This is a genomic window from Mycoplasmoides pneumoniae FH (genome assembly GCF_001272835.1).
GTDB classification, from domain to species: domain Bacteria; phylum Bacillota_I; class Bacilli_A; order Mycoplasmatales; family Mycoplasmoidaceae; genus Mycoplasmoides; species Mycoplasmoides pneumoniae.
In genome coordinates this window covers 248,686-275,054 of sequence record NZ_CP010546.1, presented here as the reverse complement: position 1 = coordinate 275,054, position 26,369 = coordinate 248,686, and the positions used below count along the sequence as shown (strand labels likewise).

Below are 26,369 nucleotides of genomic sequence, written 5' to 3'. Positions count from 1 at the left end.
ATATTGTAACACAATCTAAGCTTCCGGCACTGCTTCTAGCTTGTCAAACATGAGCATTTCATGGTCGTACAAACGGTAAATTTTCGGTGGTAAAACATCGTTGTAGTACTTCAACTGAAAGAAGGAACGTTCCTTTTCAGGTAAGCTCTTTTCGTAAAATGCAAACTTACTAGAACAAGCCTGTGTCCTATCCTTCATAAATAAGGTAGTAAAGAAAGCGGCTACCTTGTACCAACCGTATAGGAAGAAGTAAGTTCAGAAATAACCACGCAATTTAATTGCTAACGTTTGACAGTAAATAATCCCTACTATTCCCACCAAAATTAAGAGTGCACTAAACACAATCGAGGTATTGTACTTAAACGCTTCATCACGCTGCGTTTCCAAGATTAAGCGAACTATGCCAGTCGCTAAGAAGTAACTAAAGCCAATTGTCCCACTGCGGATCCCCTTAATGTGGTCCATTACAAAGTAGATAAAGACAAAGAAGATCGTGTTAAAGAACGATTCGATTAAGAAAAGCGGAATGCGGAAGCTACCATTGATAAACATTCCGTCCCACACTTTGGGCATTAAGATTCTTAAAAAGCCCCAGGTGGTGTTAGCAGCTGACAGGGTATCATTTTTGGAACCCACTAAAGCTGCGCCATAAACTTCCGCGTTAAAGAAGTTACCCCAACGACCAATGGCTTGACCAATTAACACACAGGGAGCGATGAGATCCAACATCACAAACACTGAGATGTTACGCTCGACATAAACCGTTTTAATCTGGTTCTTGTTGTTTAATAGTTTAGCGGTGGTTTTGGTTTTGGTCGTCTTCATGTTTAAAAAGACGTTAAAGTAGATAATCCCCGCTAACGTAGTTAACAACACACCACCTTGGATTGCTAACCCACCGTTGCGGAAGTCAAAGAAGTTGCTCCCACTTGAACGACCATCAACCGCTTCAATCAAAAAATACCAAGCTCGTGCGCCCAATACCATTGTTAAAACTGCAATGAAGATAAAGAAGTAAAAGCTGTTATCTTGAATCTTGTAAAAGTAAATTAACTTCAAGACAAACATTAAGATGCCAAAGGCAATCCCAATTGCGACTATGATCCCATACCATTGAATAGGAAAACCCGGCCCTAAGTAAAAGGCCGTTGATCATGGTGGTCTGCTACTAACACTAGGATTCATCTTTTTTACGTTTTAAAATGGCCTTCTGGTTTTCAATAAAGTCTAAAGCAGAGTTATAGCCACTGTGCTTAAGTTTAAAATCAATTACAGCGCTTTCAATGATTTCACTCGTCTTCCGCCCGGGGGAAATCGGAATTTCATAAAAGCTCAAATCAACTCCGAGTAAACGTTGTTTTTTCAATTCGGTACCTAAACGCTCAAAGGTCACGGTCGTTTGTTTTTCTAAACTCAGTAAGTTCACCATTAACTGGATTTCGGTGCGCTGTTTAGTAATTTGCAATCCGTAAAAGCGCTCGACGTTAATAATACCAAGACCACGGATTTCCATAAACTTTTTCGCTACTTCCTGCGCGCGACCAAACAAGCGATTACCCAAACGGTATATTTCAATCGCATCATCACCGACAAAGAGGTGGTTCTTGTTAATTAGATCTAAGGCACACTCCGATTTACCAATGCCACTGCGACCAGTTAATAAGACACCTACACCAAAAACTTCCAGCAAGACGCCGTGAATTTGTGCAACAGTAGCAAACTGTTCGTTAATGTAGGTTTCGACCGTAAAGGAAAGTTCCGTGGAAAAGAAATCGGTCTTTAGGATCGGTACCTGATAAGTCTGGTTAACCTGTAAAAGTACCGTGGGGTCAGTAAAGGACTTGGTCAAAATAATCGCTGGTGGGTTGAGTTTGAGTAAGTTGTGGAGAATTTGCTGTTGTTCAACCAGCGTTTTTTGACTCAAAAAGCCAAATTCGCGTTTGCCCAAAATGGCTACCGAGCCAATTTGGCTGGAAAACAACCCCAGCATTTCAAACACCACCCGCTTTAATCCGGGTACTCTAATTACATTACTGGTGTTAGTGTGCCCATCAATGAGGTTAACACAATCCTGAAATTGTTCGATTAACTCCTTGACTAATAACTTTTTCATCTAACTCTTGTACAGTAAAGTTAGCCGTTCGTCTTTAATGGATAAGAAGATCTCATCCTTGAGACGGTAATGCTTTTGTTGAAACGGTTGGATAAAGTCTAAAATGGCATCAATCTTGTCCCCCGTTACATCAATGTGGTGGGTAATTAAAAAGCTGTAAACCAACTGACGTTGATCGGGAAGTGGGTAACGCTTTAATTCACGTACATCAGGATGAGCTAACCACTGTTTTGCACGTTTCATTAAGGAAAAGAGCTTTTGACCAATGACGCGGTTCATGGCGCACACACCAATGTAAAACTCCTCCTTCTCTTCCTTCGATCAGTTAGCGATCTCCTGGCGTACCTGATTACGTTTGTAAATTGGCTGCGCGTTGGTTTCATCAATACCATAAGGCACTTTGTGTTCTTCACACAAGGCTAAGATCTCGTTTTTTCAGTACTTAATAAAGGGACGATAGACCTTCATCCCATACAATTCGCCACGTGTTTTAATGCCATAATACATGGCACGCTTGCGTGCGTCCAACTGCATTTTGGCCTGTTCGATAAAATCATCGCGGTGGTGGGCTAACAGCAGCTTATCTACTTTATAAAGGCTAGCTGCTTTTTGAAACTGTTCAAAGCGAATTTTTCTAGCTTGTGCTTGAAAGTTTTTCTTTCAAACGGTATCTTCAGGTACCGTGTGCACAATGAGGGGCACTTTGAGCTGTTTACAGTATTCTTCGACCATTTTTTGGTCGCGGAGTGCAGTAGTCCGCTTATTGTAGTTAACGTGTACAACACAGGCAATCTTCTTGTGGTACAGTTTTAACAACAACATTGAATCAGGACCACCTGATACTCCAGCTATGTATTGTGTTTTAGGCATTGAAAACTTCCATTAATTTAAGCATTGTCACACCATCAATGTAACCCTTGAGTGCTTCAATCGCTTTTGTAAGCGCTGTTTCAAGTAAATTACGCTCGGCTGGGGTAAACTCCGACATTACCACTTCATGGAGAATGTTACTAGTATTATCGGACTTAATTCCGAACCGGAGGCGGTTGAAGTGTTCAGTATTTAAATGCGCAATTACTGATTTTATGCCATTATGATTGTTGGCTGAACCCTGCATTTTTAGTCGAACAGTACCTAACGGGAAGGCTAATTCATCATAAACCACCATTACCTTATCTGGTTTAATGTTTCAGTTTTGACAAGCTCATTTAACAAACTTACCACTGTGGTTCATGTAAGTGTTTGGCTTAGCTAACACTACCTTATGTTTTCTTAAAAGGATGAATTCACCTAAGTTGTTGCGTTCCTCTAACTGGACATGGTAAAGGCTTAGTAAACGATCAATTACCTTAAACCCCGCGTTATGACGGGTTTCAGCGTACTGCTTACCTAAATTACCTAAACCAACAACGAGGCGCAACTTGTCCATTAATCAGGGAGCTTAACCTTTAAGCTCGGACCCATGGTAGTGGTCAAGGCAATGTTCTTAATGTAAATTCCTTTAACGGTTGCTGGTTTACGTGATTTAATGAGATCAAGCAGTGCCAAAGCGTTTTCAACCAAGTGGTTGGACGCACTGTCCACGCGGCCTAAGGACATGTGGATGTTACCAAAGCTGTCAGCGCGGTATTCCTTTTTCCCCTTCTTGTAAGCGCGTACAGCAGCTGGAACATCATCAGTAACGGTTTCTGTTTTTGGGTTAGGCATTAAACCCTTGGTACCTAACAGCTTCCCGAGTTTACCTAATGCGGCCATAAACTTTGGAGAAGTGATGATCAGGTCAAAGTCTAGTCAACCGTTTTTAATGTCATTGATCTTGTCAATGCCACCAACAAAGTCAGCACCTGCTTCCAGTGCCGCCTTTTCATCATCGGTGATCGCTAGAATACGGATTGGTTTGCCAACACTGTGAGGAAAAGCAATCGCACCGCGGAGCTGTTGTTCCGCCTTGGTGGTGTCTAAATTAAGGCTAACGGCAATATCAACTGAGCCATTAAATTTGGTAATTGAAGTTTTTTTGACTAAATCAACTGCTTCTTGGAGCGGGTACAGCTTGGTTTTATCGACCAAACCAACAGCTATCTTCATTTTCTTTGATAGTTTAGCCATTATTCGATCACCTCGATTCCCATTTGTTTAGCAGTACCTAAAACCATTTTAAGGGCTGCTTCCACGGTGTTAGCGTTCAGATCCACTAACTTGTACTGCGCAATTTCCTTGGCCTTGGCCATCGTAATCTTACCCACAATTGTTTTGGCGTTTTTCGCCCCCTTTTCCAGTTTTGCAGCCTGCTTAAGCAAGATGCTAACTGGGGTAGTTTTTAAGATAAAGTCGAACGACTTATCGTTGTAAGCGGTGATCACACAGGGGATCATTTCGCCCTGTTTGTCCTTGGTTTTTTCGTTAAATTGTTTGGTGAATTCACCCATGTTAATCCCAACAGATGCGAGTGCGGGACCGGGCTTTGCTTGCCCGCCTAAGAGGTTAATCTTAGCGATTCTTGTAATAGTCTTTTTTGCCATAATTGGTGTGGTAATAACGCTAAACTAGCTCCCACAATTTGCTAGAAATTTTAAATTAATTTATCCGACTTGCTCCTTTGATCCAACTGTCAAACTGGCCTTGAGTACAGTACAACTCGTGTTCTTGGGTATTTGGCACCTTCAAGAAGCTTGGCATATTCGTGAGTGAATAATCACTGTCATACGTAAACTTCTCGTCAAAGGAGGCTAGGTCAATGTTAATCTTACTCAACTTTGGCGATGCCTTAATCAAGGAACGGGTGTAAGGGTGGACCGGGTGCGCGAAGATTTCATCCGTACTACCCCGTTCCACAATTTTGCCGCGGTGCATAATAATTAAACGGTTGCACACTGTTTGTACCATCGAAAGGTCGTGGGCAATAAAGAGCACCGTTAAGTTGTGTTTTTTAGCCAAGTCCTTCAAGATGTTAATCACCTGCGCTTGAATGGATACATCCAAAGCACTAATAAGCTCATCTGCAATAATTAACTTAGGTTTGGTAATTAAAGCGCGGGCAATCGCAATCCGTTGCCGCTGACCCCCAGAAAACTCGTGCGGATAGCGATAAGCGTGCTCGCGTTTGAGGCCCACACTGTCTAATGCTTCATACACCTTGTTACGCATGAAGATCTTGGTCAATGGTAAGAACAATCCTCACTTCATCACGTCATGACCAAAGTGGACTAAGCGAAAGACACGGGATTCACGCACAGCCCGTTTGTACTCAAAGTTAATCACCCCAAACGACTTTAAGCGTGTTTTGAGTTCACTCTTGAGATCACCTTCGACCGGGTGGAACAACAGTTGGATCCGCTCTCAAATGGTTAGATCCAAGCCTTCCTCAATCTTTTCTAATTCCTGCTGTTTTTTGACAAGGAGGTTTAACTGCTTGGTAAATTGGCGTAACAACTGTTTAAAGCGTTTATAGAGGTGCAGCGCACTCTTGTACTGCTTTAATACTGGTTTTAAAGCGGCCTTTTCGGTACTTTGGACTTCGCGTTTTTGCTGCTTGATTTGCGTTTGAATTTCAGCAATTTGCGTTTTTAAGCCAGTAATTTGGGCACTGTGATCTTCTGCTTTTTTTTCTGTTTTAAAGGTAGCTTTTAACTCCGCAATTTCAGTTTTAAAACTACTAATCTTGGTATTAATTTCACTGGCTATATTCGATGCCTTTTCAATGTCAGTGCTAATAATATCGTTGAGTTCCTGCACTGATTTGGCAATCTTGTCATAGTTAGCATCACTAAAGAGCTTTTCCCAGTATGGTTGGATTACTTGGGGGAGCTCCTTAATGTCATAACAGCTGTTGGCGTATAACAACTCGGTTTCGCGGTTAAAGTCAAAACTATAGTTAGTTTGCTTCTTAAAACTCTTTTTCAAAGCAGCAAAGCGTAAGTCACACAAGCGACGGATAAACTGAACAAAACGGATTAACTCGGCCTTAGCGTCACTCTCCACATTAGCAAAATCACGGTTTAAGGCAATCACCACATCAATCAAGTCAAAGAAGACTGCGTTGGTCAATTCATCAAAACGATCGGCGTTCTGGTGGATCCAATTGTCATAAAAGAACGGCAACGCCTTGTAATACTCCGATAACACTAACACTAAGCGGCGCTTTTTGTCGACCATGTCGTTGTAAGAAAAAGCAAAGACATCGTCAGTTAACTGCGTGTTTTGGCGTGAATCCTTAATGTAGTTCTTCGTTGTTAACAACCATGCATTGAGGTAAATCCGTGGTTTGTTTTGCAACTCTTCCGCCATTTGGGCACGGTACGCTTTTAAGTTCTGCTTAGTTTGTTGCAACTTTTGTCAAGTAGCAAAGGCCTGGGTGGAAACTTTAGCTTTTTGCTGCGTTGTATACAGCTCTTGCTTTAACTTGTCAATCGTGTCCTGTGCTAAGGTTTCCTGTTTGTCTTTGAGGGCCTTTTGTAGCGGTTCGCTTTGGGATGAGGAAAACTCATAGACCAGACCGAACTCTTGCCGTAATGCTTCAATTAGATCATCAGTGTGACCCAAAATGGTTTGTGCTAACTCGGCTGAACTATTGTTATTACTCTCTTGGAGTAGGGCAAACTTGTTAATCGTAGTTTCTAAGTGAAACAGTACCTTTGAAAAGAACTTTTCGTAAAACTGGGTTTCCAGTTCAAAGTCTTCCCTTAACAATTCCTTCTTGGTTTTAAAGGACAGTTTAGCGAGCGTTTTAAGATATTCCTTTACCTCACCATACACCGTTTTGGTAATTACTAACGGTTCGGAAATGACCGTTAAAACATTCTTGGTAGGGTTTAAAGAAGAGTATGGGTCTTGAAAGACCATCTGCACGTTTTGCTTTAACCAGTGGTCGTTTTCGCGCGTTAGTTTTTTACCAGAAATAAGGTGGTTAGCAATTTCCACCTTACCGCCACTCGGGATATTTAACCGGATTAAACACTTCCCCGTGGTTGACTTACCACTACCCGATTCGCCAATGACCCCAAAGAAGTCACCTTCATTGACGGTAAAGTCAATTTCATCTAAGGCTTTAAAGAAGCTACCGCGGACCTTGAACAACATGCTCAAGGCTTTAACATTAACGAGCGGATTTTGTTTTTGTTTTTTTGTTTCCATTGCTTTTTGGTTGTTTTACAGGTTGAGATGGCATTTTAATGGCGAGTGCTTTGCGGGTAATGGCAATCTTTTCCTTGACATCGGCGGGCATCTCTACCTTCGGTGCTTGGGGATGGAGTAGCCAGGTAGCGGCCTTATGAGTTTCCGTTACATCAAAGAACGGCGGTTGGTGCTCGAAATCAATGGCAAGTGCAAACTGGTTCCGCGCTGCAAAGGCATCGCCCTTAGGCGGGGATAACATATTGGGAATATACCCAGGAATTGAGGTTAGCGGAGCGTTTTTGTCCGTACCTTCAGGGATAGAAGCCATTAATGCCCAAGTGTAGGGGTGCACCGGATTGGTAAAGATTTCCTCAACTAAGCCCTTTTCCACTAATCGACCAGCGTACATTACGTATACAAAGTCACAGAAATTAGCAATTAACGAGATGTTGTGACTAATAAAAATAATGGTAATGTTGAGCAGGTCACGCAGCTGTTTAATTAGGTTCAACGCCTTCGCTTGGATGGTCACATCCAACGCCGTGGTCGGTTCATCGGCAATAATTAAATCCGGTTCGGTGGCTACGGCAATCGCGATCACAATCCGTTGCCGCATTCCCCCGGAAAACTCACTTGGAAAGGCCTTTAAGCGCTTTTCAGCTTGGTCAATGCCAATGAAGTTAAGGATTTCTAGCGTTTTTGCATGGACCGCCGCCTTAGTCGTTTTAGCTTTGTAAGTTTCCTTGGCTTGTGCTAGTTTTTCCTTGTAAGTGTCCAGGTCAATTCGTTCTGTTTGCAAATCGTATTTGAGGTCACTCTTAGTTTGGTAATATCGGCGCTTACACGACACATAAATCGCTTCTTTAACCTGGCGACCGATGGTCATGGTGGGGTTTAACGAGAACAGTGGATCTTGGGAAATGTAAGACACGTACGTGCCACGGTAGTACTGTCACTGGTGCTTTTTAATCTTGCTAATGTCAATGTTCTTAAAGTTCATTAACTTAGCGGTCGTTTTTGCGCCATCGTTAAAGCCAATAATCGACTTAACACAGACCGATTTACCACTACCAGATTCGCCCACAATGCCGACAATGGCGCCCTTTTTGACTTTGAGATCAACACCACGGACAGCTTGCATAATGCCGTCTTTAACCTTAAAACTCACGTGAAGATCACGGATGTCTAAGATCAAATCATCCTGCAGTTTGTACTCTGGTTCTGTAAAAAAATTAGTTGCTTTTAGTGCCATATTACCTCCTTATTACCCGTGGGTCAATTGCGTCATTTAAAGCGTTAGCAAACACGCGGGTCGAAACGGTGAGAATTGCAAAGCTCACAATTGAGCTGGTAATCAGTGCTATGTTACCACTACTGGTGACCTGGTTTAATAAAGCACCAAGTCCCACTTCGGTAGCAGGTTTAAGCCCTAAGAAAACCAGTGATGCTTCATAACCAATCACAGCGGGAATCAAACTCACAAAGACGACTGCTAAACGACCAGTTACAACTGGTAGCATGTGGACAAAAATAATGCGAATTTGTTTTGCTCCTAAGGTACGCGCTGCTTGGATGTACTCCGTATCCTTATTCTTTAAGATGTAGATCCTTGTGGTAGCAGCGGGTCAGGTCCAAAAGACAAAGATTAAGGTAAAGATCACCACACTGTCATCAAATTGTTTTACCCCACCAAAGCGGAATGTTGCTCCCAAGACAATGATCCAGAGAATTGAAGGAACCAAATCAATAATTTCAATGATCCGGCTCATAATGTTGTCAGCAGCGCGTCCAACAAAGCTCCCAGCAATCGCGCCGTAAATGGTGCCGAAGACCATTGAAACTAAGGCTACCACAATCGCAATTCAGAGTGACTTGGCCATACTGGCTCACAGTAAAGTTCAAATATCAACCCCTAAACCGTTAGTGCCTAATAATGGATAGTAGTTTTTCAGCTCTGCTAGTTGGTAAGGCGCAATGTTGTACTTAACGTTAGTAGCGAGTGGATTGCTACTTGCCTCCGGTAATTTCCCTACCAAAACACCACTTGATTGGGCCACTTCAGCAATCGAGCGTGCCGTAATTTTCTCTACTTGAATGTCACCCGCGCCGTTCCAGAGGTATCGTGGTGGTAGGTTCTGTGCCAAAGCGTTGTTCGATACTGGAGTAACGGCTGAATAAGGTGATGCTAAGGGTACAATGATGGCTAACAAAATAATTAGCACAATCAGTAAAAAGAAGAGGATTGCTCACTTATTTTGGAACAACCGCTTCATAATTTCGACAAAGTTAGTGGTTGGTTTGCCAATCAACTGGTCAGAGCGTTTTAAGACATTAATGTCTACCCGTTGAAACAGGCTTTGGTCAAATTTTTGGTGCTTATCCATGGATCGTAATAATCTTTAAACATTTAGTTCCTAACAAAACAAAGTTAGCAGTTGGTTCAATTTTAAGGGTGGTTTTTTGCTGTTCAGTTAAGCTAATGGTATTGTGCTTGTAATCAATTGCTTTGAGCTCTAACAGCTGGCGGTGTTGGGGCGAATTGAACAACACATTGTGGGAATTAGTGTGGTTAATCCGTCTTCACTTACGCAATCAAGCTTGGCGTAAATAAACAAACTTAAGCTTAGTTCACAGACTCACCCCACCGGCACTAGCAATCCGAATCCTAGGATCCACTAGGACATAAATCAACTCAATGAAGACACTTGCTAGTAAGGGAATCCCCTGGATGAACATAATGTTAAACATCACGAGGTTAGTTTCGTTACTTTGCACCGAGTCAATTAAGATCCGTGATACCCCCTGAACACCAAATAAGGATTCAATAATAAAACCACCCGAAAAGGCACCAGAGATCCCAAAGACAAATAAAGGTACAGAAGGAATAATTGAGTTACGGAAGATGTGGTAAAGCGCTACAGCAAAAGTACTCAAACCTTTACTACGTGCTGTTTTTATGTAGTCCTGGTTCATTACTTCCACGACCTCATTCCGTACCCGATAAGTAAAGGCCGCTGAGGTGTAAAATACCAAGGATAAAATAGGAATAATGGAGGCTAACAAGAAGTTACCAAAGTTAAAGTTAGCATCATCGAAGTTAATAAAGCGCGGTGGTAAACGGAACAAACCAGCTGCCTTAAGTAAACCTAAACCAACCACAAAGGAAGGAATCGAAACAAATAAAACAACGAGCACGTTAATTACCGCATCAATTAACTTGCCACGGAATAATCCGGAAATCATCCCGAAGATAATGCCCAACAAAGAGCCGATAAAGAAAGAAATTAAAACAACGTAAAGGGTGTTAGGTACCCGACCAAAGACAATTTGGTCAATTGTTTGGTTCGGGGAGCTGTAATAAGTACCCAAACTACCTGAAAAGAGGGTTTGTCAGTAACGACCATATCGCACAATTAACGGATCGTTAAAACCAAAGGCATCTAGTTGTGTTTTGACAGCCTCCAAATCCTTAGAAGAGGTTGCTGATAAGGGCGTTTGACCTGTGGAGTTAACCAAAAAGAAGACAATGGTCATCACGATAAACATCGCTAACACTGCCAAACCCAAACGTTTAATAATATACTTGAACACTTTCGAATACTAATAAAAAAGAAAAAGGAACCTGGTTCTCAGGTCCCTCAGCATGCTAATATTCTGGTTACCTGAAAGATTTGATGTAACCAGTCCAACTAAAAGTGCAGATGGCTACAGGGAAACGCGATTTATAATCGGTTTCCACTCGGAGTCAAACAGCATTTTAGTCGCTAAAAACATTGTTAGTGGTTCAAAACATTCTACAAAAAAACGATACTAGTAAGTACATGTTAGGTACACAAACCACAAATTCGAAGCCGCGTGAATACGGCGGGTTAATAGTAAGCACAATTTACATTGTGCTTTTCTTCGCCATTTTGAATTTAACCGTTTTTTTCAATAAAACTAACAACATTAACCTAATTCTGAAAAACAGTTGTGTTGTTAGTTTTGTCGTTGTTTGATTGCTTGTGTGTCTCCAAGGTATAGTGCGCTTAAAGACCTGTGATGGAGCACGGTACGAAATTAGCAAGTTTAACCAATATCTAAAACTAGGTAGTATATACGCCAAGCCCAACATTAGTTTTGACGAGTATAAAGCAAAAAGTTCATCCTACCGTAAACAAACCCGCGGGTTTTGGTGGATGAACTTCTCGCTTTACCTTCTAGGTAGCTTAATCAGTATAGTAGTTAGTCTGCTCTAAAAACCAACGAACCAGAAGTTAGGTTTTGGATCGTTGAGTTTGAAGCCCATGTCAGTAAAGTTCAGACGCTTCACAATCTTCGTAGCATCTTGAACACTGGTGTCATAAATACCGTATGGGAAGATAACACTACTACTGTAAAGTTGTAAGGAACCTTGCATTGGGATTTCCAAATTGAACTTAGGTCAAATCTTAAACAATCAAAGGTCAATAGGAATACCCAAGCGATCAACCGTTATCTTGGAATTAAAGCTGGCCTCTAAATAGTTGTTATTGATGATCGTATCATCAATTAAGCTTTTGTAATCATCTTTACTCCAATTGTCGCCTAATTTCAATAGGTAACCCAACTGTGTTTTAGTATCAAGTTGTTTTGGAGATTGTTTACTTTGTTGTTTTTGATCTTTTTCTTTATTAAGTGCCTCATAAAGTTGAATTACAGGAGATTTTGGCTCAGTATTACCTGCTTCTTTCGTAATGTTTTTGTCAACTGCTTTGAGTTGAATGCCAAAGCCATCAACAAAAGCAAATGGAATTACCCGTTGTTCAGGATCAGAAATGTCAAGTTCTAAACGTGATGTGTTATCTTCGTTTCGCGCAAACACTTGGATGTTATCTTTGAACTCGTATTTCTTTTGGAAGATTTGTTTGGTAATGCTGTCAAACATATTTGTCCAAACATTAAAGAATGATTGTGACAACTTCACCTGACCGTTAATAGCTGGCGATTTACCCTTATACTCTTTGTTTTTTAATTCAACTTTTACCTTAGTTGCATCAATTGTGGTATCTACACCAATAATTTGATAGCCAATTTCGCTGTTAATTAAAGAGTAGTAAGCTGGCAACACATTGAGATTTTCACCGCCATACTTAATGTCGAACGAACCACCTAGGGTGATGAATGAATCAGTTTCTTTAACGCTGCTTAAATCGTTACCAAAGAGCATGTCGCCAAAGAGATCACGAATGGACTTGGTTTTATCAATAGCACTCTTAAAAGTATTTTCAATAGATTCAAAGGCCCCAGGGACTACTCCTTTAGCCCAACCATAACCAGGGAAACCTTCCTTGATGTACTTGTCTTTCATCGCTTTGTAGCTTTCCCCTTTGAACAAGAGTTTATCTAAAGTTGTTTCTAAATCTTTAGGGTCTGGCAAGAATTCGAGCATTGCCTTAATCAAGCCATTCTTGATTTCAAAGTTGCCAAGTTCTACCTTGTATTCAACATCGAGTTTTTTAACCTTTAAGGTTGTTTCAGTTTCTTCTAATTCAACATTTTCGGTGTTTTTAACTTCTTTTAAGGTGATTTTATCGAGATTGGTTTTACTTAAAGTGTTTTCACCAATGTGTTTAAAGAGTTTTTTGAGCGCCTTAGCTTGTTCCTTTTTGTAATCGGTAGCACCTTTAGTGTCCTTAGCTTCAGCCTTAGCCACTTCTACACTGCGGTTAAGTAATTCATTTTTAAAGATGTAGCTATCTAACAAATCATCTAAGGCAGCTACCTTTTCCCCTAAAAGACTCTTTAATGATGTTACCAGTAGGGAATCTTTAGTTTCAATTTTTTCACCATTTTTAACAGTACGCTTTGTTAAGAAGAGTTCGGCAATCTTGTCAACAAAGTCAGCCTCACCAAATAAATCAAACGCACCTTCGTTGTCAAATAACTCAGTGAAGATGGCTACTTGATCAGCCATAAACGGCGTTGATTTTTGGAAATCAGCTAAGAAGTTCTTTAACAAGTTAGTCAAGATACCCTTGTGTTTTTGAATTAAGTCAAACACATAGGTATCCTTTTGGGTTAATAACTCTTCAATTAATGGACTTAAAGCCGCGGTTTTTTCATTCGTTTTAACTGCTGGAACGATTAAGTCTTTGAAAGATTGCAACCTTTCATAGAGACCATCAGAGTCAGTAATGACATCAAACAAGACGTCCACTAAACCTAAAGAAGAGTTTAATTCCGGAATGGAAAGCTCTTTAAGTAGGTTTAAGATGGTCTTTTTGTTGTCAAAGATTAACTTGTAGACAGTTATCTTGTTTTCTGCTTGACTACTACTTTGGATTAAGTCCTTAACAAATTTACCCAATCCAGGACGGACTAAGTTAAACAGTTTTTCAAAATCTTCTTTAACTTTATCCATTACCTTTAGGAAGGATAATGGTTGACCTTCTTGTTGATTGCCAAATTCTTTAAGGGCTTTACCCATTAGCTCAGCGATAATTTTGGCAATGTCAAATTGGTTTTTAATGTTGGCATTAACGTCCTTCTTTACGTCTTCAGCCTTCACGTGGGTGTTGAGGTATTTACCCTTACCTACTAAATTCTTTTGTGCTTCAAACACATCAACGCCATTGTAAACGTTGCTAAAGGCGAGGTTTAAATTCGTTTTGAACGGATTAAAACTAAATTTATTGACAACCTTACCGTTTAAAGTAATGTGGTCAAACATATAGTTTAAACCCAAAGTGTAATCTGGTAAAGACAGCGGTAGAACTAATAATTTTTGGGCACTAGCATTGACATAGTAATCAAAGCTTTGTTTGGAGTCAACTACAACCGATACACCTTCTGGTAGTTTTAACAACTGAACGGATTCGGTGAAGTTAGTAAAGCGGAAGATAAAGTCTAAACTAGCCTTTTTGTCAGATGAAAGGGTAAAGTTTGACCTGGGCGCACTTAAATCAAAGAAACTTTGGTTTGGATTAAACAGCTGTTGGTCAACCCATTCCTGTAAATCAGCGGTTAGCGCTGGGAAGGCCTTCGCATCACTTAGGAATTTATCAAACTCACCTTGGAGTTTATCCTTAAGCGCGTTCTTCGCTAAAAAGAGTTGTTGTGGTGAGGACTTATAGTTGACTAATTTATCAGTCCCGTTTTCCACGGTAATTCTAGTTGCCGCAGCTGGCTGTGCTTTTGGCAACTTAACACTATTAAGACCAAAGCGAATATCTTGAAAATCCGATTGTTCTGATTCATGTTCTACTTGGTGGGTCTTATTTACAAGCGTTATAGTTGTAGGTACTACCACCGCAGTTGTTCCCACAGTACCAGCGACTGATAGGGAGATAATAGCACTAAGCTTCATAGTAAAAATTGGTTAAATTAAAAACTTAAATATTGAAATGAAAAAAGACTAGTTACTAACAGTAAAAAGTGCCTGAAAGGTTGCAATTCAGGTCAATTTAGTAACTAGATAATTTCAAAGAAGAAAGTTTTGTCCTTAAACAAACGGAAGTAATCGCTCAGTTTGTGGTTAAAGTAGTGTTGTTGGTCGAGCGTAACCTGGTGATACTCTTGGGTTGTTGACACCTGGCGCACTGGTTCACTCTCCTCACGCTTATTCTTTGTATCAGTAAAGAGAACTAAAAATTCGTTAATTTCAGTTTCAAACAACACAACTGAGGAAGCTAACTTTTGGAAAGAGTTAGCCATCTTTTGGATGATGTTGACAAAGACAAACAACGCATAGTACCCGTTTAAGGAGTACTGGTTGCGTGTCTTGAGGCAACTGATTAACTTGAACGAAAGGCTGGCAAACAGCTCGCCCAAGTACAACAAGACAAAGACAATGACGTTTAATTTAATTAGTTTACGCATTGCTAGCTCTTAATTTTACCACGAAATTGCTTTTCCAATTCAAAGATCGAGTCGCGGATCTCAATCGCTAACTCATAGTTTTGGTTAGCGGCTGCTTGCTTCATTTCCTTGGTTAGCTGCTTAATTAAAGCAGCTTTTTGCTGCTCTGAGCTTTTGGTCTTTAACTTAATCGGCTGGTTTAAGGTAATTGGTTTTTGCACCGTCATTGGTGTTTTGTGGTGTTGTTCGTTGTAAGCCATTTGGATGGTGCGCCGGCGTTGCGTTTCCTTAATCGCCTTATCCATTTGTTCGCTAATGGTATTGGCATACATAATCACCCGGCCATGAACGTTTCGCGCAGCGCGGCCAATTATCTGGATTAAACTGCGCTCATCGCGTGGTAATCCAGGAATGTCAGCGTCAAAGATGGCTACGAGTGAAACTTCAGGAACATCTAAACCTTCTCGCAGTAAGTTAATCCCCACTAAACACTCATACTCACCTTTGCGTAAATCCGTTAACAGAATTAAACGTTCCAAGGCTTTAATATCCTTGTGGATGTACGCTACCTTAATGTTGCGCTCCTTCAAAAAGTCAGTCAGGTTTTCCGCCATCTTAATCGTTAACACCGTGACAAAGGTACGACCGTTGTGTTTTCTTTGGTTAATGATTTCACTCACTAGGTCTTCAACCTGGTTGTCCTTCGGTTTCACAATCACTTCCGGGTCCAAGAGGTAGGTGGGACGCACTAACTGTTCGACCACGTTGTTGTGACTTAACTGAATTTCCTCTTCCCTAGGGGTAGCGGATACATAAATGACCTTGTTGATTCCCTGGCGGAATTCCTCATAGGATAAAGGACGGTTGTCTAAAGCTGAAGGGAGGCGAAAACCGTACTCAATTAGGCTTTGTTTCCGTGAAATATCGGTGTTGTACATCCCCTTAATTTGCGGTAGCGTTTGGTGGGATTCATCAACTACCAATAGCCATTCACCTTTAGTAAAGTAATCAAAGATGTTATACGGCTTGGAGTGCGGTGGGCGGTGTTCTAAATGCCGCGCATAGTTTTCCACGCCACTACATACCCCCCAGGCCTTCAGATCTGCTAAATCGTGTTCGGTAATCGTTTGTAAGCGCTGGGCACGTTCGGGGAAGTTTAACCGTTCAAAGTACTTTAAGCGATCTTTGAGTTCGGCCTTAATCGTGTCTAAGGCTACTCCTAAGTCATTTTGGTTTACTATGTACTCATCAGCGGGACCTAACTTAAAGCTGTTAAGGGTTTCCAATACCTTGTTAGTTAAGGGATCGATGCGAGCAATTTGTTCTAGTTGCTGGTCAAAGAAGGAAAGCCGCAAGACATAATCCTGCGCATAACCAGGAAACACTTCAACAACATCGCCCTGAAAGCGGAACTTTCCCGGAGTTAACTGTTGTTTATTAACAACATAGTTTAGGTGAATTAACTGCGTTTTTAACTCACTTAAACCGTATTCCTTACCAACTACTAACCAGAGCGAGTACTGGGCGAAATCAGCGGGAGAAGAAGTTGGGTAAATACTGGCTACCGAACCCACCACAATCACATCCTTGCGGGTAGAGAGTGAATGTAAGGTGGACACTCGTAACCGTTTAATCTCTTCGTTAACAGTTGCACTCTTTTCAATGTAAACCCCCTTAGCGGGCAGATAAGCCTCTGGTTGGTAAAAGTCAAAGTAGGAGATGAAGTACTCCACCGCATTATTAGGGAATAACTCCTTCAACTCCTGATAAAGCTGTCCCGCTAACGTTTTATTGTGGGCAATCACTACTGTAGGCAGTTGTACCTTTTGAATAACGTTGGCAATCGTAAAGGTCTTACCGGTACCCGTAGCACCGAGTAAGACCTGTTCATTGGTTTGAAACTCAGCTAACTTAGCAATCGCCGCTGGTTGGTCCCCAGTGGGGGCAAAGTTACTCTTGAGGTGGAACAGTTTACTGTCCTTGGTTGGACTTTTCATGAGCTTCTCTAAGTGCTTGCAACTTCTTCAAGGCGTTAGCCTTCATTAGTTCCTCATCAAACTCTTCGGGAGTCGCTAAGTTAGCAATTTGGATAATGACGTCCCGAGCAATCTTTTGCAACATTGTTTGGAACAAGATGTCGGTTTCGCGAATGTAAACGTTGAGGGGACTCGTTTGTTCCATCGAGCGCAAGGTAACCCCTTCCCTGAGCTTAAAGACATTGTCTAAGTGTTCGATTCAGTGCTTGTCCATTGCTGTGATCATAATTTCACGAAAACGGATGAGGGCAATTGGGGGGGTTAAGACCTTGACCTTATTGGTAATCTTTTCACCAATTAAACTGTGGGTTTTATGGACAGTCGCATCAAAAGTCATGTTTTCAAACAGCTTCGGACTAATAACACCGTGCATGTTTAATTCCAGGTTTAAGGCCTCTGATAAAGCAATGTGGTTAACGAGGTTTTGGTTCTTAGGGTTGCGGTACTGGTCACAGAACTGCTCGACAAACTTTTCCAACATCTTGTCGATCATGTCACTGAGATCAGTGGCTAATAAGAACTTATCGCGTTGTTTGTAGATCAATTCCCGTTGACTGGCCAACACATGGTCATAATCAATTAAGTTCTTTCTGGTGTCAAAGTTAATTGCTTCGACCCGTTTTTGGGTACGGCTTAACATCTTGGAAAAGAAGGAGCTGTCAAAGGTATCGTTCCCTAACTTAGTAATGGCGCGTTCAATCCGGTCATGGGCAAAGCGTTTGAACAGGGCATCACCCAAGGAGATAAAGAACTTGGTCTCACCGCGATCGCCTTGCCGACCCGCCCGACCGCGCAGTTGGTTGTCAATCCGGCGCGATTCGTTGCGTTCCGTACCAAGGACATACAACCCGCCCATTTCAGCGACCCCTTCACCTAAACGAATGTCAGTACCTCTTCCCGCCATATTGGTAGAAATGGTCACCGCCCCTTTTTGGCCCGCCTTAGCGACTATTTCCGCTTCCCGAGAGTGGTTCTTGGCGTTGAGAACTTCGTGGGGAATGTTGGCTTCTTGGAGGTAGTTGTGAAGTAGTTCCGAGTCATCAATGTTGGCGGTCCCAATTAGGATTGGTCGCCCGGTTTCGTGGATCCGTTTGACTTCCTTGACCACTGCTAGCCACTTAATGTTGGGCGTACCAAAGACGCTGTCAGCACGGTCTTTGCGGATATTGGGTCGGTTAGTAGGTACGGGTACTACCACCATGTTGTAAATCTTGAGGAATTCCTCCGATTCAGTAAAAGCGGTACCCGATACCGCTGACAACCGGTTGTACAGACGGAAAAACGATTGGTAGGTAATCGTAGCTACTATCACATTTTCTGGTTCAATTTCGACCATTTCCTTGGCCTGAACCGCTTGGTGGAGCCCATTACTGTAGCTCCTGCCCTCCAGGATTCGGCCAGTAAAGTGGTCCACAATTAACACCTTACCATCACGCACAATGTACTCCTTGCCCTGCTCAAAAACTTTAACGGCGGTTAAAGCGTTAATAATCTTGTGGAACAGGTCACTGTTTTCTAGCGCAAACAGGTTATCGGTTTTAAAGTTCTTTTCCGCGTGCTTAATGCCAAGTTCTGTTAAAGCGGGGGCACGTGATTCGGGGTCAATCTTGTACTCGTCTTCCTTGAGCTTTTTGACAAAGCGATCAACAGCCACGTATGCTGCAAACTCGTTTTTGGCAGGACCAGAAATAATTAAAGGGGTGCGCGCTTCATCAATGAGAACCGAATCGCCTTCGTCTACTATCGCAAAGTGCAACTCGCGGATCTTCTTGTCCTCAAAGCGGTGCACCATATTGTCCCTGAGATAATCAAAACCGAGTTCACTGTTAGTGGTGTAAGTTACATCACAAGCAAACGCGGCTTGCTTTAAATGTGGTGCTAGGTTAGCAAAGTTACAACCAACGGTCATGCCAACACGCTTTAAGATCTTGGTGGCGTTAGTAGCATCCCGCTGCGCTAGGTATTCATTGACCGTAACCACATGGACACCGCGTTTTTCTAACGCCGAGACATAGGCTGCTAAAACAATGGTCAGGGTTTTCCCTTCCCCAGTCATCATTTCAGCAAAGTCACCGATCAAGACGATGTAAGCACCAATAATTTGCACTCTGTAAGCAAACTCCCCGGTTTCACGGTAGACCACTTCGCGAATTAAGGCCAAAGCAGCCACCGCCACATCCAAAATGGTGTAGTTTTGCTTTGTCACTAAATCCACTAGCTTATTGGACTCTTCCAGCAGCTGTACATCAGTGAGGTTGCGGTAGTAATTTTTGTGTCCCTCGACTTCGTTGGCAATCTTACTTGCCTTATGGTAAATCCGATGACGCGGGGAGACTAACTTCAAGAAGTTAAACAGACCCATAACTTAACCTAATAAGTTTAACAACTTCGTTAATTGTCATATATAAAAGCACGCCCCCAAAGCTATAACCAATTAAAACCGGGTGGGCAGTAAGGTCTTTTAATGTACTAAACACTAACCCCAAGGGGTTAATGAAAATAATTAATAAGAAGACAAAGATCGAGGACAACGCCCCTAGTCACACAATGCCATAGTGCTTTGGGTTAGTAGCTACCAATGGTCGATCCACCATTAGGTTTAAGGAATTTAAAGCTGCACTGCCCCCTAACACCATAAAACCACAGGTCGCACCAGCCCGGTTAATTAAATCACCGGATTTGCCTAACTCCGGATCATTAATGGCATAGACCATCCCTAAACTGTAGAAAAGTAGGGTTAAAAAGCTCAACAGCAAGGATTGTCAGATTAAATCGAACCCGCCACGGTTGTAAAACAGATTTTTGGTGGAAAACGGTTTTAACATCAGTTTTTCCTGGACGGGTTGGATCGCTAAGGCCACAGCGGGAAAGCCGTGAACAAAGAGGTTAATAATTAGCAGTTGCGTAGGGGTAAAGACCTGGAAGTTATGGTTTGCTTTGCTGAGTTGTTCACGAAAGACTTCCCCTAATACAAATAAACCCAATAACACGACAATCGTGCCAGCAATTGAGGTTAAAAAGAGGTTAAACAACACCCGTTTACAGGTCAAAAAGGTTTTACGACCCTGTTCAATCCCGTTAACAATTGTGGCAAAGTTGTCATCGCTAATAATGACATCAGCGGCATCTTTGGCAATGTCAACCCCCGTTTGTCCCATACAACAACCAACATCACTAGTCACTAAAGCGGGCGCATCATTGACCCCATCACCAGTAACGGCTACCGTGTAACCCGCTTGCTTTCAGGCATTAACTATTTCTAGCTTTTGCTGCGGCGTTACTCTGGCAAAGACGCGGTACTCCATAATTTTAGCGGGGTCTAAATCGACTCCTAAAATGGCTTGCCTTTCATCGGTCAGAATGCCCAATTCTTTGGCAATTGCAGTAGCGGTTTTGAGGTGATCACCAGTGATCATAATTGGGGTAATGTTGGCTTGGTGACACGCCATAATGGCAGCTTTACTTTCAATTCGTGGTGGATCTTGTAAGCTAACAAAACCCAAAAAGTCGAGTTCGCTTTCCAATTCGTTGACAGTTTGGGTATTTTCTGGATCAAAGCAGTATAAAACCTTGAGTCCCACCGCTAAGTTGCGCAAGCCGTTGCTAGCACGTTCATCAATTAAAGGCTTAATTTGGTTGCTATCCAAGCCCTTACATAACGGTAACAAGACATCGTGTGCGCCCTTGACAATCACAATAAAACGGTTGTCCTTTTGCACCACCACACTCATAAGCTTGCGGTTGGAATCAAATGCCTTTTCGTACACGCGTGTGTAGTGGTTTAATTCCAAACCATCACGGTCCAACCATTGCAAAAGGGCAATTTCAGTTGGATCACCGGTGCTGTCTCCGTTAGTGTTGACTGTAGCATTGTTGCACAAACACAAAGCACGTGCTAAGTCTGTTTGGGTAGTGTTACTAAAACAGAAATAGTCCACGACCTTCATCTTGTTTTGTGTTAAAGTACCAGTTTTGTCGGTACAAATGATTTGCACGCCACCGAGTGTTTCGATTGCAGCTAGGTACTTAATAATTGCCTTTTGTTTGGTGAGCTTCTGCACACTTAAGGCAAAAATGACGTTAATAAAGGTCACTAAGCCCTCAGGGATAATAGCGACTACTAAGGCAATTGCACCAATTAAGGCAATCGATCAGTTAGCGCTAAAGTTGTGAAAACCAAGTAACCCTAACTGCACTAGGAAAACGACAACGAATAAACCAAGGCCAAACCAGCTAAACCACTTCCCCACTTTTTCCAGTTTTTGCTGTAGGGGCGATAGCTTAGTTGCACTACTGTCCACTGTTTTGACAATTTGACCGACTTGGGTATTTAACCCCACAGCAGTTACTTCGAATACACCACTACCAAAGACCACTTGGGCACCAGAAAAGAGTAGGTTTGTTTGTTCCAACAAACCCTTGCCACCGGTGTTAACCACACTTTTATCAACTGGGACTGATTCACCAGTTAAAAAGCTCTCCATACAGCGGAGGTGGTTCGCTTGCAGCACCTTCCCGTCAGCGGGAATAATATCACCCGCTTCCAGAAAGATAATGTCACCGACAACAACTTCACCCACCGGTAACGAAACCAAGCCTTCTTCACGGAATACCCGCGTAAAGGGTTGCGTTAGGGACTTTAAGGTGTGAGCTGACTTTTGCGCTTTAAATTCCTGAATGGAGCCAATCAGGGAGTTGGCCAACACCGTTATCAAAATTACAAACGGTTGGGTTCACTCAATAACAAGGTTGTGGTCAAACAACCAGTTAGCATTAACCCCACTAATAATGGCAACCACTAGTGAAAGGATGGTAGCTACCAGCAGTAAGATCACCACTAAGCTCTTGAACTGTTCTAAGAACAGTAGTCAAAAAGGGGTTAATTTTTTTGTAGGAATTAAATTAGCACCATGCTGTGCGCGGCTTTCTAAAACGGCCGCAGCACTCAACCCAGTTCACTTATTCACGGGTGAGAACTTCTGGGTTGCGAGTAATGTTTAACCGTTGAGAGGTAATTTGTTTAGAATTTGCACGGTTTACAACTTGGCGTGGTGCCTCTTGTTTTTGGGGAATTTCAATTTGAATTTCCTCATCCGGTTTGTAAGCAAACATGGTTGGCATTGCCTTAGCTTCAGCCACCGCATCAGCTAATAAGTTCATCAACAAGCAGGTTGATTGGGGTTGGTGGTTGTTAGCGGGAATAATAAAGTCAACTAATTCCGGATTGGTGTTAGTGTTACACAACGCTACTACAGGAATTCTCAAGCTGTTAGCCTCCGCTACCGCATTCTTTTCGTATACCGGGTCATCCACAATTAGTAAGTTCGGTAAACGTTTAAGTGATTTTACCCCGCCAAAGAACTTCTCCAAGCGTTCAATTTCGCGGGAAAGCATCAAGTTTTCCTTTTTAGTTAAATCAGCCGCGTTTTCCGCTTGTTTTTCCACTAACTTATTGAGTTTATTAATTGAAATTGAAAGTGTTTTAAAGTTAGTTAAAGTACCACCCAATCAGCGCTGAGTAATAAAAGCAACATGAACCCGTTTAGCGATATTATTAACGAGTTTTTTCACATAATCGTTCTTAGTACCAACGAAGAGAATTTGACCGTTGTTTTGTGCTACTTCCTTGACGTAGTTGTAAGCTGTTTGCAAAGATTGACGTTGTAACTCTAATACAAAGTGATCGTTATTGTGCTTGCGTTCTGGTTCAATAAAAAAGCCCATTTTGGGGTTCCAGTAACGCTTAACCATTCCGACATGGGTACGCATTTCCCCGAGCTTAGCTAGGGAAACGAGTTCCGCTTTGGCGGTGGTTTCTACAGGTGTTGTAATCAGTTCTGACATGCTTTGTAATTTTACATTATGCACCAAACAGAGCAAGTTAACTTAATTAATGATTGCTAACCAACACCATTTTTGTGCCAAAGTGTTAAGCCAAACATTGTCATCCTCCTTAATAAGAATTATTAAGGAGCTTGCAGTTCCACAATTAAAAAGCCACCCGTTAAAAACAGGTGACTTTTTGGTTTGCTTTAGATGTGGATTTTGTTGTTATTGCTAACAAAATCAAAATAAGTTATCAGATATATTTACATGGATAGTCCTAAAAATCCCTTAACACAACCTATGTCTAAATATGAAAAAGAAAAATATGAGTAACTTGATAAGTGTAGCTGCTTCAAAAAAAGAGGCAATACTTAACTAACTAACTTAAGTTTGAAAAATAAGCAACTACTAGAAAACTGTTGAAGAAATTAAAGTTGAAGAATGAAAAAACTTAAAAGATGTTTGCTACACGCGTGCAAGAACATAAAAAATTGCAGGTGCTAAAACTTATAAAAGATAACCAGATGAAACACCAGGGAAAAATTCATCTAAAGCCTTCCCCGGACTTTCATTATAAACAAAAAGGCCATAGGCTTACCTATGACCTCTTTGTTTGCCAAGCAGTTTTTATGCCTGTGACTTCTTGTAGACTAGTTTAAAGATTGGTTGGCCCACTTTAATCTCACCGCGTTGGCGGATTGGCACTAATTTAAAGTTTTCTAGTGATTCCTTCATTACCACAAATGGGGTAATTGGGTTGTACTTCTTGCTGAGTTTCTTTAAATCAACTTCCACTACACTTTCACTCTTTTCCTTAGTGTACTCACCCTGTTTGGTCTTAATGTCAAACACTTCTAGTGGTTCGCCCGGTTGTTTTTTGGCGTTAATTTGCACAGTGTCAATCCCAATGTGCAACATTACCTTAATGCCATCAATGTCAAAGATGTAAGCGTGACCACCAGGGAAAGCTAACTCCGTTTTCACACCTGCTTCACCAGGGGCTTTAAAGTGACCATCGCTCGGTACAATGGCAACACCTTCACCCACTAGCTTTTGCTTAAAGGTTTCATCGGGTACTTGATTGAGTGATTTTAAGGTACCGTTAACTGGGGACAGAATCACAATTTCGTCTTGTACCACCGGCATTACTTCCTTTGGTGGAGTGGTTTCTTTAGGCTCAACAGCTAGTTGATCTGTATTAATAACCTTTTGCAACGCTTCCCAGTTAACCTTGCCCTGGATAATGTCCTGCATAGCAGATTTGTAAACGGCAGCGCGGGTACCAAAAACGGCTACAAAGAAGGTTGGGGTGGTACGCATTACCCCAGCAGCTCCAAGTTCTTTAATAGGTTCTTCCTTAACTAGTTCGGGGTTCTTAACAGTAACCCGTAACTTGGTAATACATGCACCTAGTTCAACAATGTTTTCCTTGCCACCGTAAGCTTGGAGTAAGATGCCCGCTTCAATTTGCGTTTGGGTAAAGTTTTCTGCTACACCACTTACACCCTCTGCTTTAGCGGCTGCTTTGCTTGCTAAGTATTCCTTCTTGGTAATTAACTTACCACCACGACCTGGAGTTGCCAAGTTAAAGTGCTTAATTAAGAAGTAGAAGGTTGGGAAGTAGATGGCAGCTAAGAACAGTCCAATAATAGGTACTAAGTAAGAGTTTGCTAACCAACGACGACCATCTGGTAAAGCACCATAGAGAATAAAGTCAATAAAGGAACCAGAGAAGGTTTGACCCACATTAGCACCCAAGATGTTCATTAACCAGAAGCTTACAGCTGCCAAAACAGCGTGCACCCCATAGAATAATCAAGGCGCTAAGAACAAGAAGGTAAATTCAAATGGTTCAGTAATACCAGTTAAGAAGCTGGTAAATGCTGCACTACCAACAATCGAAGCTGCTTCCTTTCTTCTATCTTTAGGTGCTGCCAAGATCATGGCTACACCAGCTGCTGGAATTCCAAACAACATGAAGGGGAATTTACCCTGGGAGTATTGCGCTGGATTTAAACTTTCAACAGCTACCCTAAAGGAATTTACCGGGTAAAGTTTAATGTTGTTAGTGTTATTATTACTTTGTGTAGCTGCTGCTAAAGCGGTTGGATTGTTAACGATTGTAGAGCTAGCATTTAAAGGTAACACTGCCTGTGCACCTTTACTCCAAGCAATTGGAGTAGTGTTGGCAAAGGTTTTAAAGGTAATAGTGTAAACATTACCATCACTTAGTAACAATTTTTTACCTAAAATACCAGAACCGTTCAGACCCAATCAAATTTTGTTAGAACCGTCTAACAAACCGTTTTCGGCCATCTTATCAAAATTACCTTTAAAGGTTAAGCCATCAACTAGATCTTTTCAAGTTAAGAAAGCTGTGCTTTCTTTACTCATGTAGGCAGAAAGTGCTCCATTAAGATCTTTTGACATTGTATTACCGGTTGAACTTCCATTTTGACCATTTAATGCACCAGGAATAATGTACATGCTAGAGTTATTAGGATCAACTCAACCAATTACCCGTGCTACATAGTTATCACTTAAGTGGAAGTCGGGACGAATCCAAACCTGTTGGTTAACAATTTCTTGTAAGCTACCACCAGCAGAGGTGTATCAAAGTGGTGCATAGAAGGCGTGGTGCACACCAAACGGAATTAAGGAACGTTCAATGTAACCAAAGATCAAACTGTTGGCACCATAACCTTTACCACCTAAGAAACCTAAACCAGTACCAATAGCATTAAGTCCAATGGAGACAGCTGGTCAGATCATTAACAAGATTAACGCAACAGGAATCGCTACCACAAAACAAATAATAGGGACAAAACGAGTACCGCTAAAGAATCCAATTACATCAGGTAACCTAATGGCATAAAACTTCTTGTAAAGTACTGAAGTTAAGGCACCTACAATAATCCCACCGAATACTGAGGTTGATAATGTTCGCAGTCCCAAGGTTGTAGCAATAGCATGAACAGGGACACTCTTGTAGTAAAGTACTTTAAAACCAGCAATTGGAGTCGAAGTGTCAGTAATAATTTTGCCTGCTTTATCAAAAGGCAATATTAACGAGCTCATAAACCCGTTCATAGCAGCTCAAAAGACAAAGGCCGAAAATCCGGCGACCCCAGCGTCTTGTGAGAACGTTATTGCTATAGCAATAGCAAACAAAATGGGTAGGTTAGCAAAAACAACATCACCACCATTTTTAATGAAAAGTCCGAAATAACGCAGACCAGTTAAATCACCTGCATTTCCGGCAATTGCATCACCAACACCCAAAAAAATACCCGCAATAGGTAAAACGGCAATCGGGATCATCAACCCATTGGAAAGCTTTCCAACTCATTGGCGGAAACTCCCGCGATTCCGGTTTTTCCATTTATTGCGGATGTTAGACAATAAACAGGACTTCTTTTGCTGTCCTGTGTCCTGTGCTTTAATTTGCATAAATGAACCTT

General features: G+C 41.7%; 18 protein-coding genes. 1 reads left to right on the top strand and 17 read right to left on the bottom strand.

Annotated elements, in window-relative coordinates:
* Window positions 1-15: 15 nt before the first annotated feature.
* From lgt to F539_RS01215, 10 genes are read right to left on the bottom strand one after another with little or no spacing between them, the layout of a single operon-like run.
* The gene (gene lgt, locus F539_RS01260; protein ID WP_010874581.1) at window positions 16-1,185 is read right to left on the bottom strand and encodes a prolipoprotein diacylglyceryl transferase; all 1,170 of its coding nucleotides are present in this window, start codon (window positions 1,183-1,185) and stop codon (window positions 16-18) included.
* Window positions 1,175-2,113: an HPr(Ser) kinase/phosphatase gene (gene hprK, locus F539_RS01255; protein ID WP_010874580.1), complete on the bottom strand. Its 939-nt coding sequence runs from the start codon at window positions 2,111-2,113 to the stop codon at window positions 1,175-1,177. Before hprK ends, lgt begins: the two co-directional genes overlap by 11 nt.
* Window positions 2,114-2,983, bottom strand: a complete 870-nt coding sequence (tilS, locus tag F539_RS01250; protein WP_010874579.1) for a tRNA lysidine(34) synthetase TilS — start codon at window positions 2,981-2,983, stop codon at window positions 2,114-2,116.
* Window positions 2,976-3,542: an aminoacyl-tRNA hydrolase gene (gene pth, locus F539_RS01245; RefSeq protein ID WP_010874578.1), complete on the bottom strand. Its 567-nt coding sequence runs from the start codon at window positions 3,540-3,542 to the stop codon at window positions 2,976-2,978. Before pth ends, tilS begins: the two co-directional genes overlap by 8 nt.
* Window positions 3,542-4,222 (bottom strand): 50S ribosomal protein L1, encoded by a 681-nt coding sequence (rplA, locus tag F539_RS01240; protein WP_010874577.1) that lies wholly within the window; start codon window positions 4,220-4,222, stop codon window positions 3,542-3,544. The genes pth and rplA overlap by 1 nt, the downstream gene beginning before the upstream one ends.
* On the bottom strand, window positions 4,222-4,635 hold the full coding sequence (gene rplK, locus F539_RS01235; protein WP_010874576.1) for a 50S ribosomal protein L11: 414 nt from the start codon (window positions 4,633-4,635) through the stop codon (window positions 4,222-4,224). The genes rplA and rplK overlap by 1 nt, the downstream gene beginning before the upstream one ends.
* A gap of 55 nt (window positions 4,636-4,690) precedes the next feature.
* Window positions 4,691-7,246, bottom strand: coding sequence for an ATP-binding cassette domain-containing protein (locus F539_RS01230; protein ID WP_014325408.1), 2,556 nt, complete (start codon window positions 7,244-7,246; stop codon window positions 4,691-4,693).
* Window positions 7,209-8,480 (bottom strand): ABC transporter ATP-binding protein, encoded by a 1,272-nt coding sequence (locus F539_RS01225; protein ID WP_014325407.1) that lies wholly within the window; start codon window positions 8,478-8,480, stop codon window positions 7,209-7,211. Before F539_RS01225 ends, F539_RS01230 begins: the two co-directional genes overlap by 38 nt.
* A 1-nt stretch (window position 8,481) precedes the next feature.
* The gene (locus F539_RS01220; protein WP_010874573.1) at window positions 8,482-9,612 is read right to left on the bottom strand and encodes an ABC transporter permease; all 1,131 of its coding nucleotides are present in this window, start codon (window positions 9,610-9,612) and stop codon (window positions 8,482-8,484) included.
* Window positions 9,605-10,774, bottom strand: coding sequence for an ABC transporter permease (locus F539_RS01215; protein WP_010874572.1), 1,170 nt, complete (start codon window positions 10,772-10,774; stop codon window positions 9,605-9,607). The genes F539_RS01220 and F539_RS01215 overlap by 8 nt, the downstream gene beginning before the upstream one ends.
* A gap of 275 nt (window positions 10,775-11,049) precedes the next feature.
* Between F539_RS01215 and F539_RS01210 the strand changes: the two genes are divergently transcribed.
* Window positions 11,050-11,466 (top strand): MPN214 family protein, encoded by a 417-nt coding sequence (locus F539_RS01210; protein ID WP_010874571.1) that lies wholly within the window; start codon window positions 11,050-11,052, stop codon window positions 11,464-11,466.
* Here F539_RS01210 and F539_RS01205 read toward each other — a convergent pair.
* The 7 genes from F539_RS01205 to ptsG all read right to left on the bottom strand — a co-directional run bounded on the left by F539_RS01205 (window position 11,463) and on the right by ptsG (window position 26,358).
* Window positions 11,463-14,555 carry a P116 family lipid acquisition surface protein gene (locus tag F539_RS01205; RefSeq protein WP_014325406.1) on the bottom strand — a complete coding sequence of 1,031 codons (3,093 nt, stop codon included), beginning with the start codon at window positions 14,553-14,555 and terminating at the stop codon, window positions 11,463-11,465. The two genes, F539_RS01210 and F539_RS01205, sit on opposite strands and share 4 nt — an antisense overlap.
* Window positions 14,556-14,659: 104 nt before the next feature.
* Window positions 14,660-15,067, bottom strand: coding sequence for a DUF5426 family protein (locus tag F539_RS01200; RefSeq protein WP_010874569.1), 408 nt, complete (start codon window positions 15,065-15,067; stop codon window positions 14,660-14,662).
* 2 nt (window positions 15,068-15,069) lie between these two features.
* Complete coding sequence (gene uvrB / locus F539_RS01195; RefSeq protein ID WP_010874568.1) at window positions 15,070-17,043, bottom strand: excinuclease ABC subunit UvrB; 1,974 nt, start codon at window positions 17,041-17,043, stop codon at window positions 15,070-15,072.
* A complete protein-coding gene (gene secA, locus F539_RS01190) occupies window positions 17,018-19,444 on the bottom strand; it encodes a preprotein translocase subunit SecA (RefSeq protein ID WP_014325405.1) in 2,427 nt (808 codons plus the stop codon). The genes uvrB and secA overlap by 26 nt, the downstream gene beginning before the upstream one ends.
* Window positions 19,431-22,049, bottom strand: coding sequence for a cation-translocating P-type ATPase (locus F539_RS01185; protein ID WP_014325404.1), 2,619 nt, complete (start codon window positions 22,047-22,049; stop codon window positions 19,431-19,433). Before F539_RS01185 ends, secA begins: the two co-directional genes overlap by 14 nt.
* On the bottom strand, window positions 22,042-22,926 hold the full coding sequence (gene rpsB / locus F539_RS01180; RefSeq protein WP_014325403.1) for a 30S ribosomal protein S2: 885 nt from the start codon (window positions 22,924-22,926) through the stop codon (window positions 22,042-22,044). Before rpsB ends, F539_RS01185 begins: the two co-directional genes overlap by 8 nt.
* Before the next feature lie 609 nt (window positions 22,927-23,535).
* A complete protein-coding gene (gene ptsG / locus F539_RS01170) occupies window positions 23,536-26,358 on the bottom strand; it encodes a glucose-specific PTS IICBA transporter (protein ID WP_014325402.1) in 2,823 nt (940 codons plus the stop codon).
* Window positions 26,359-26,369 lie beyond the last annotated feature (11 nt).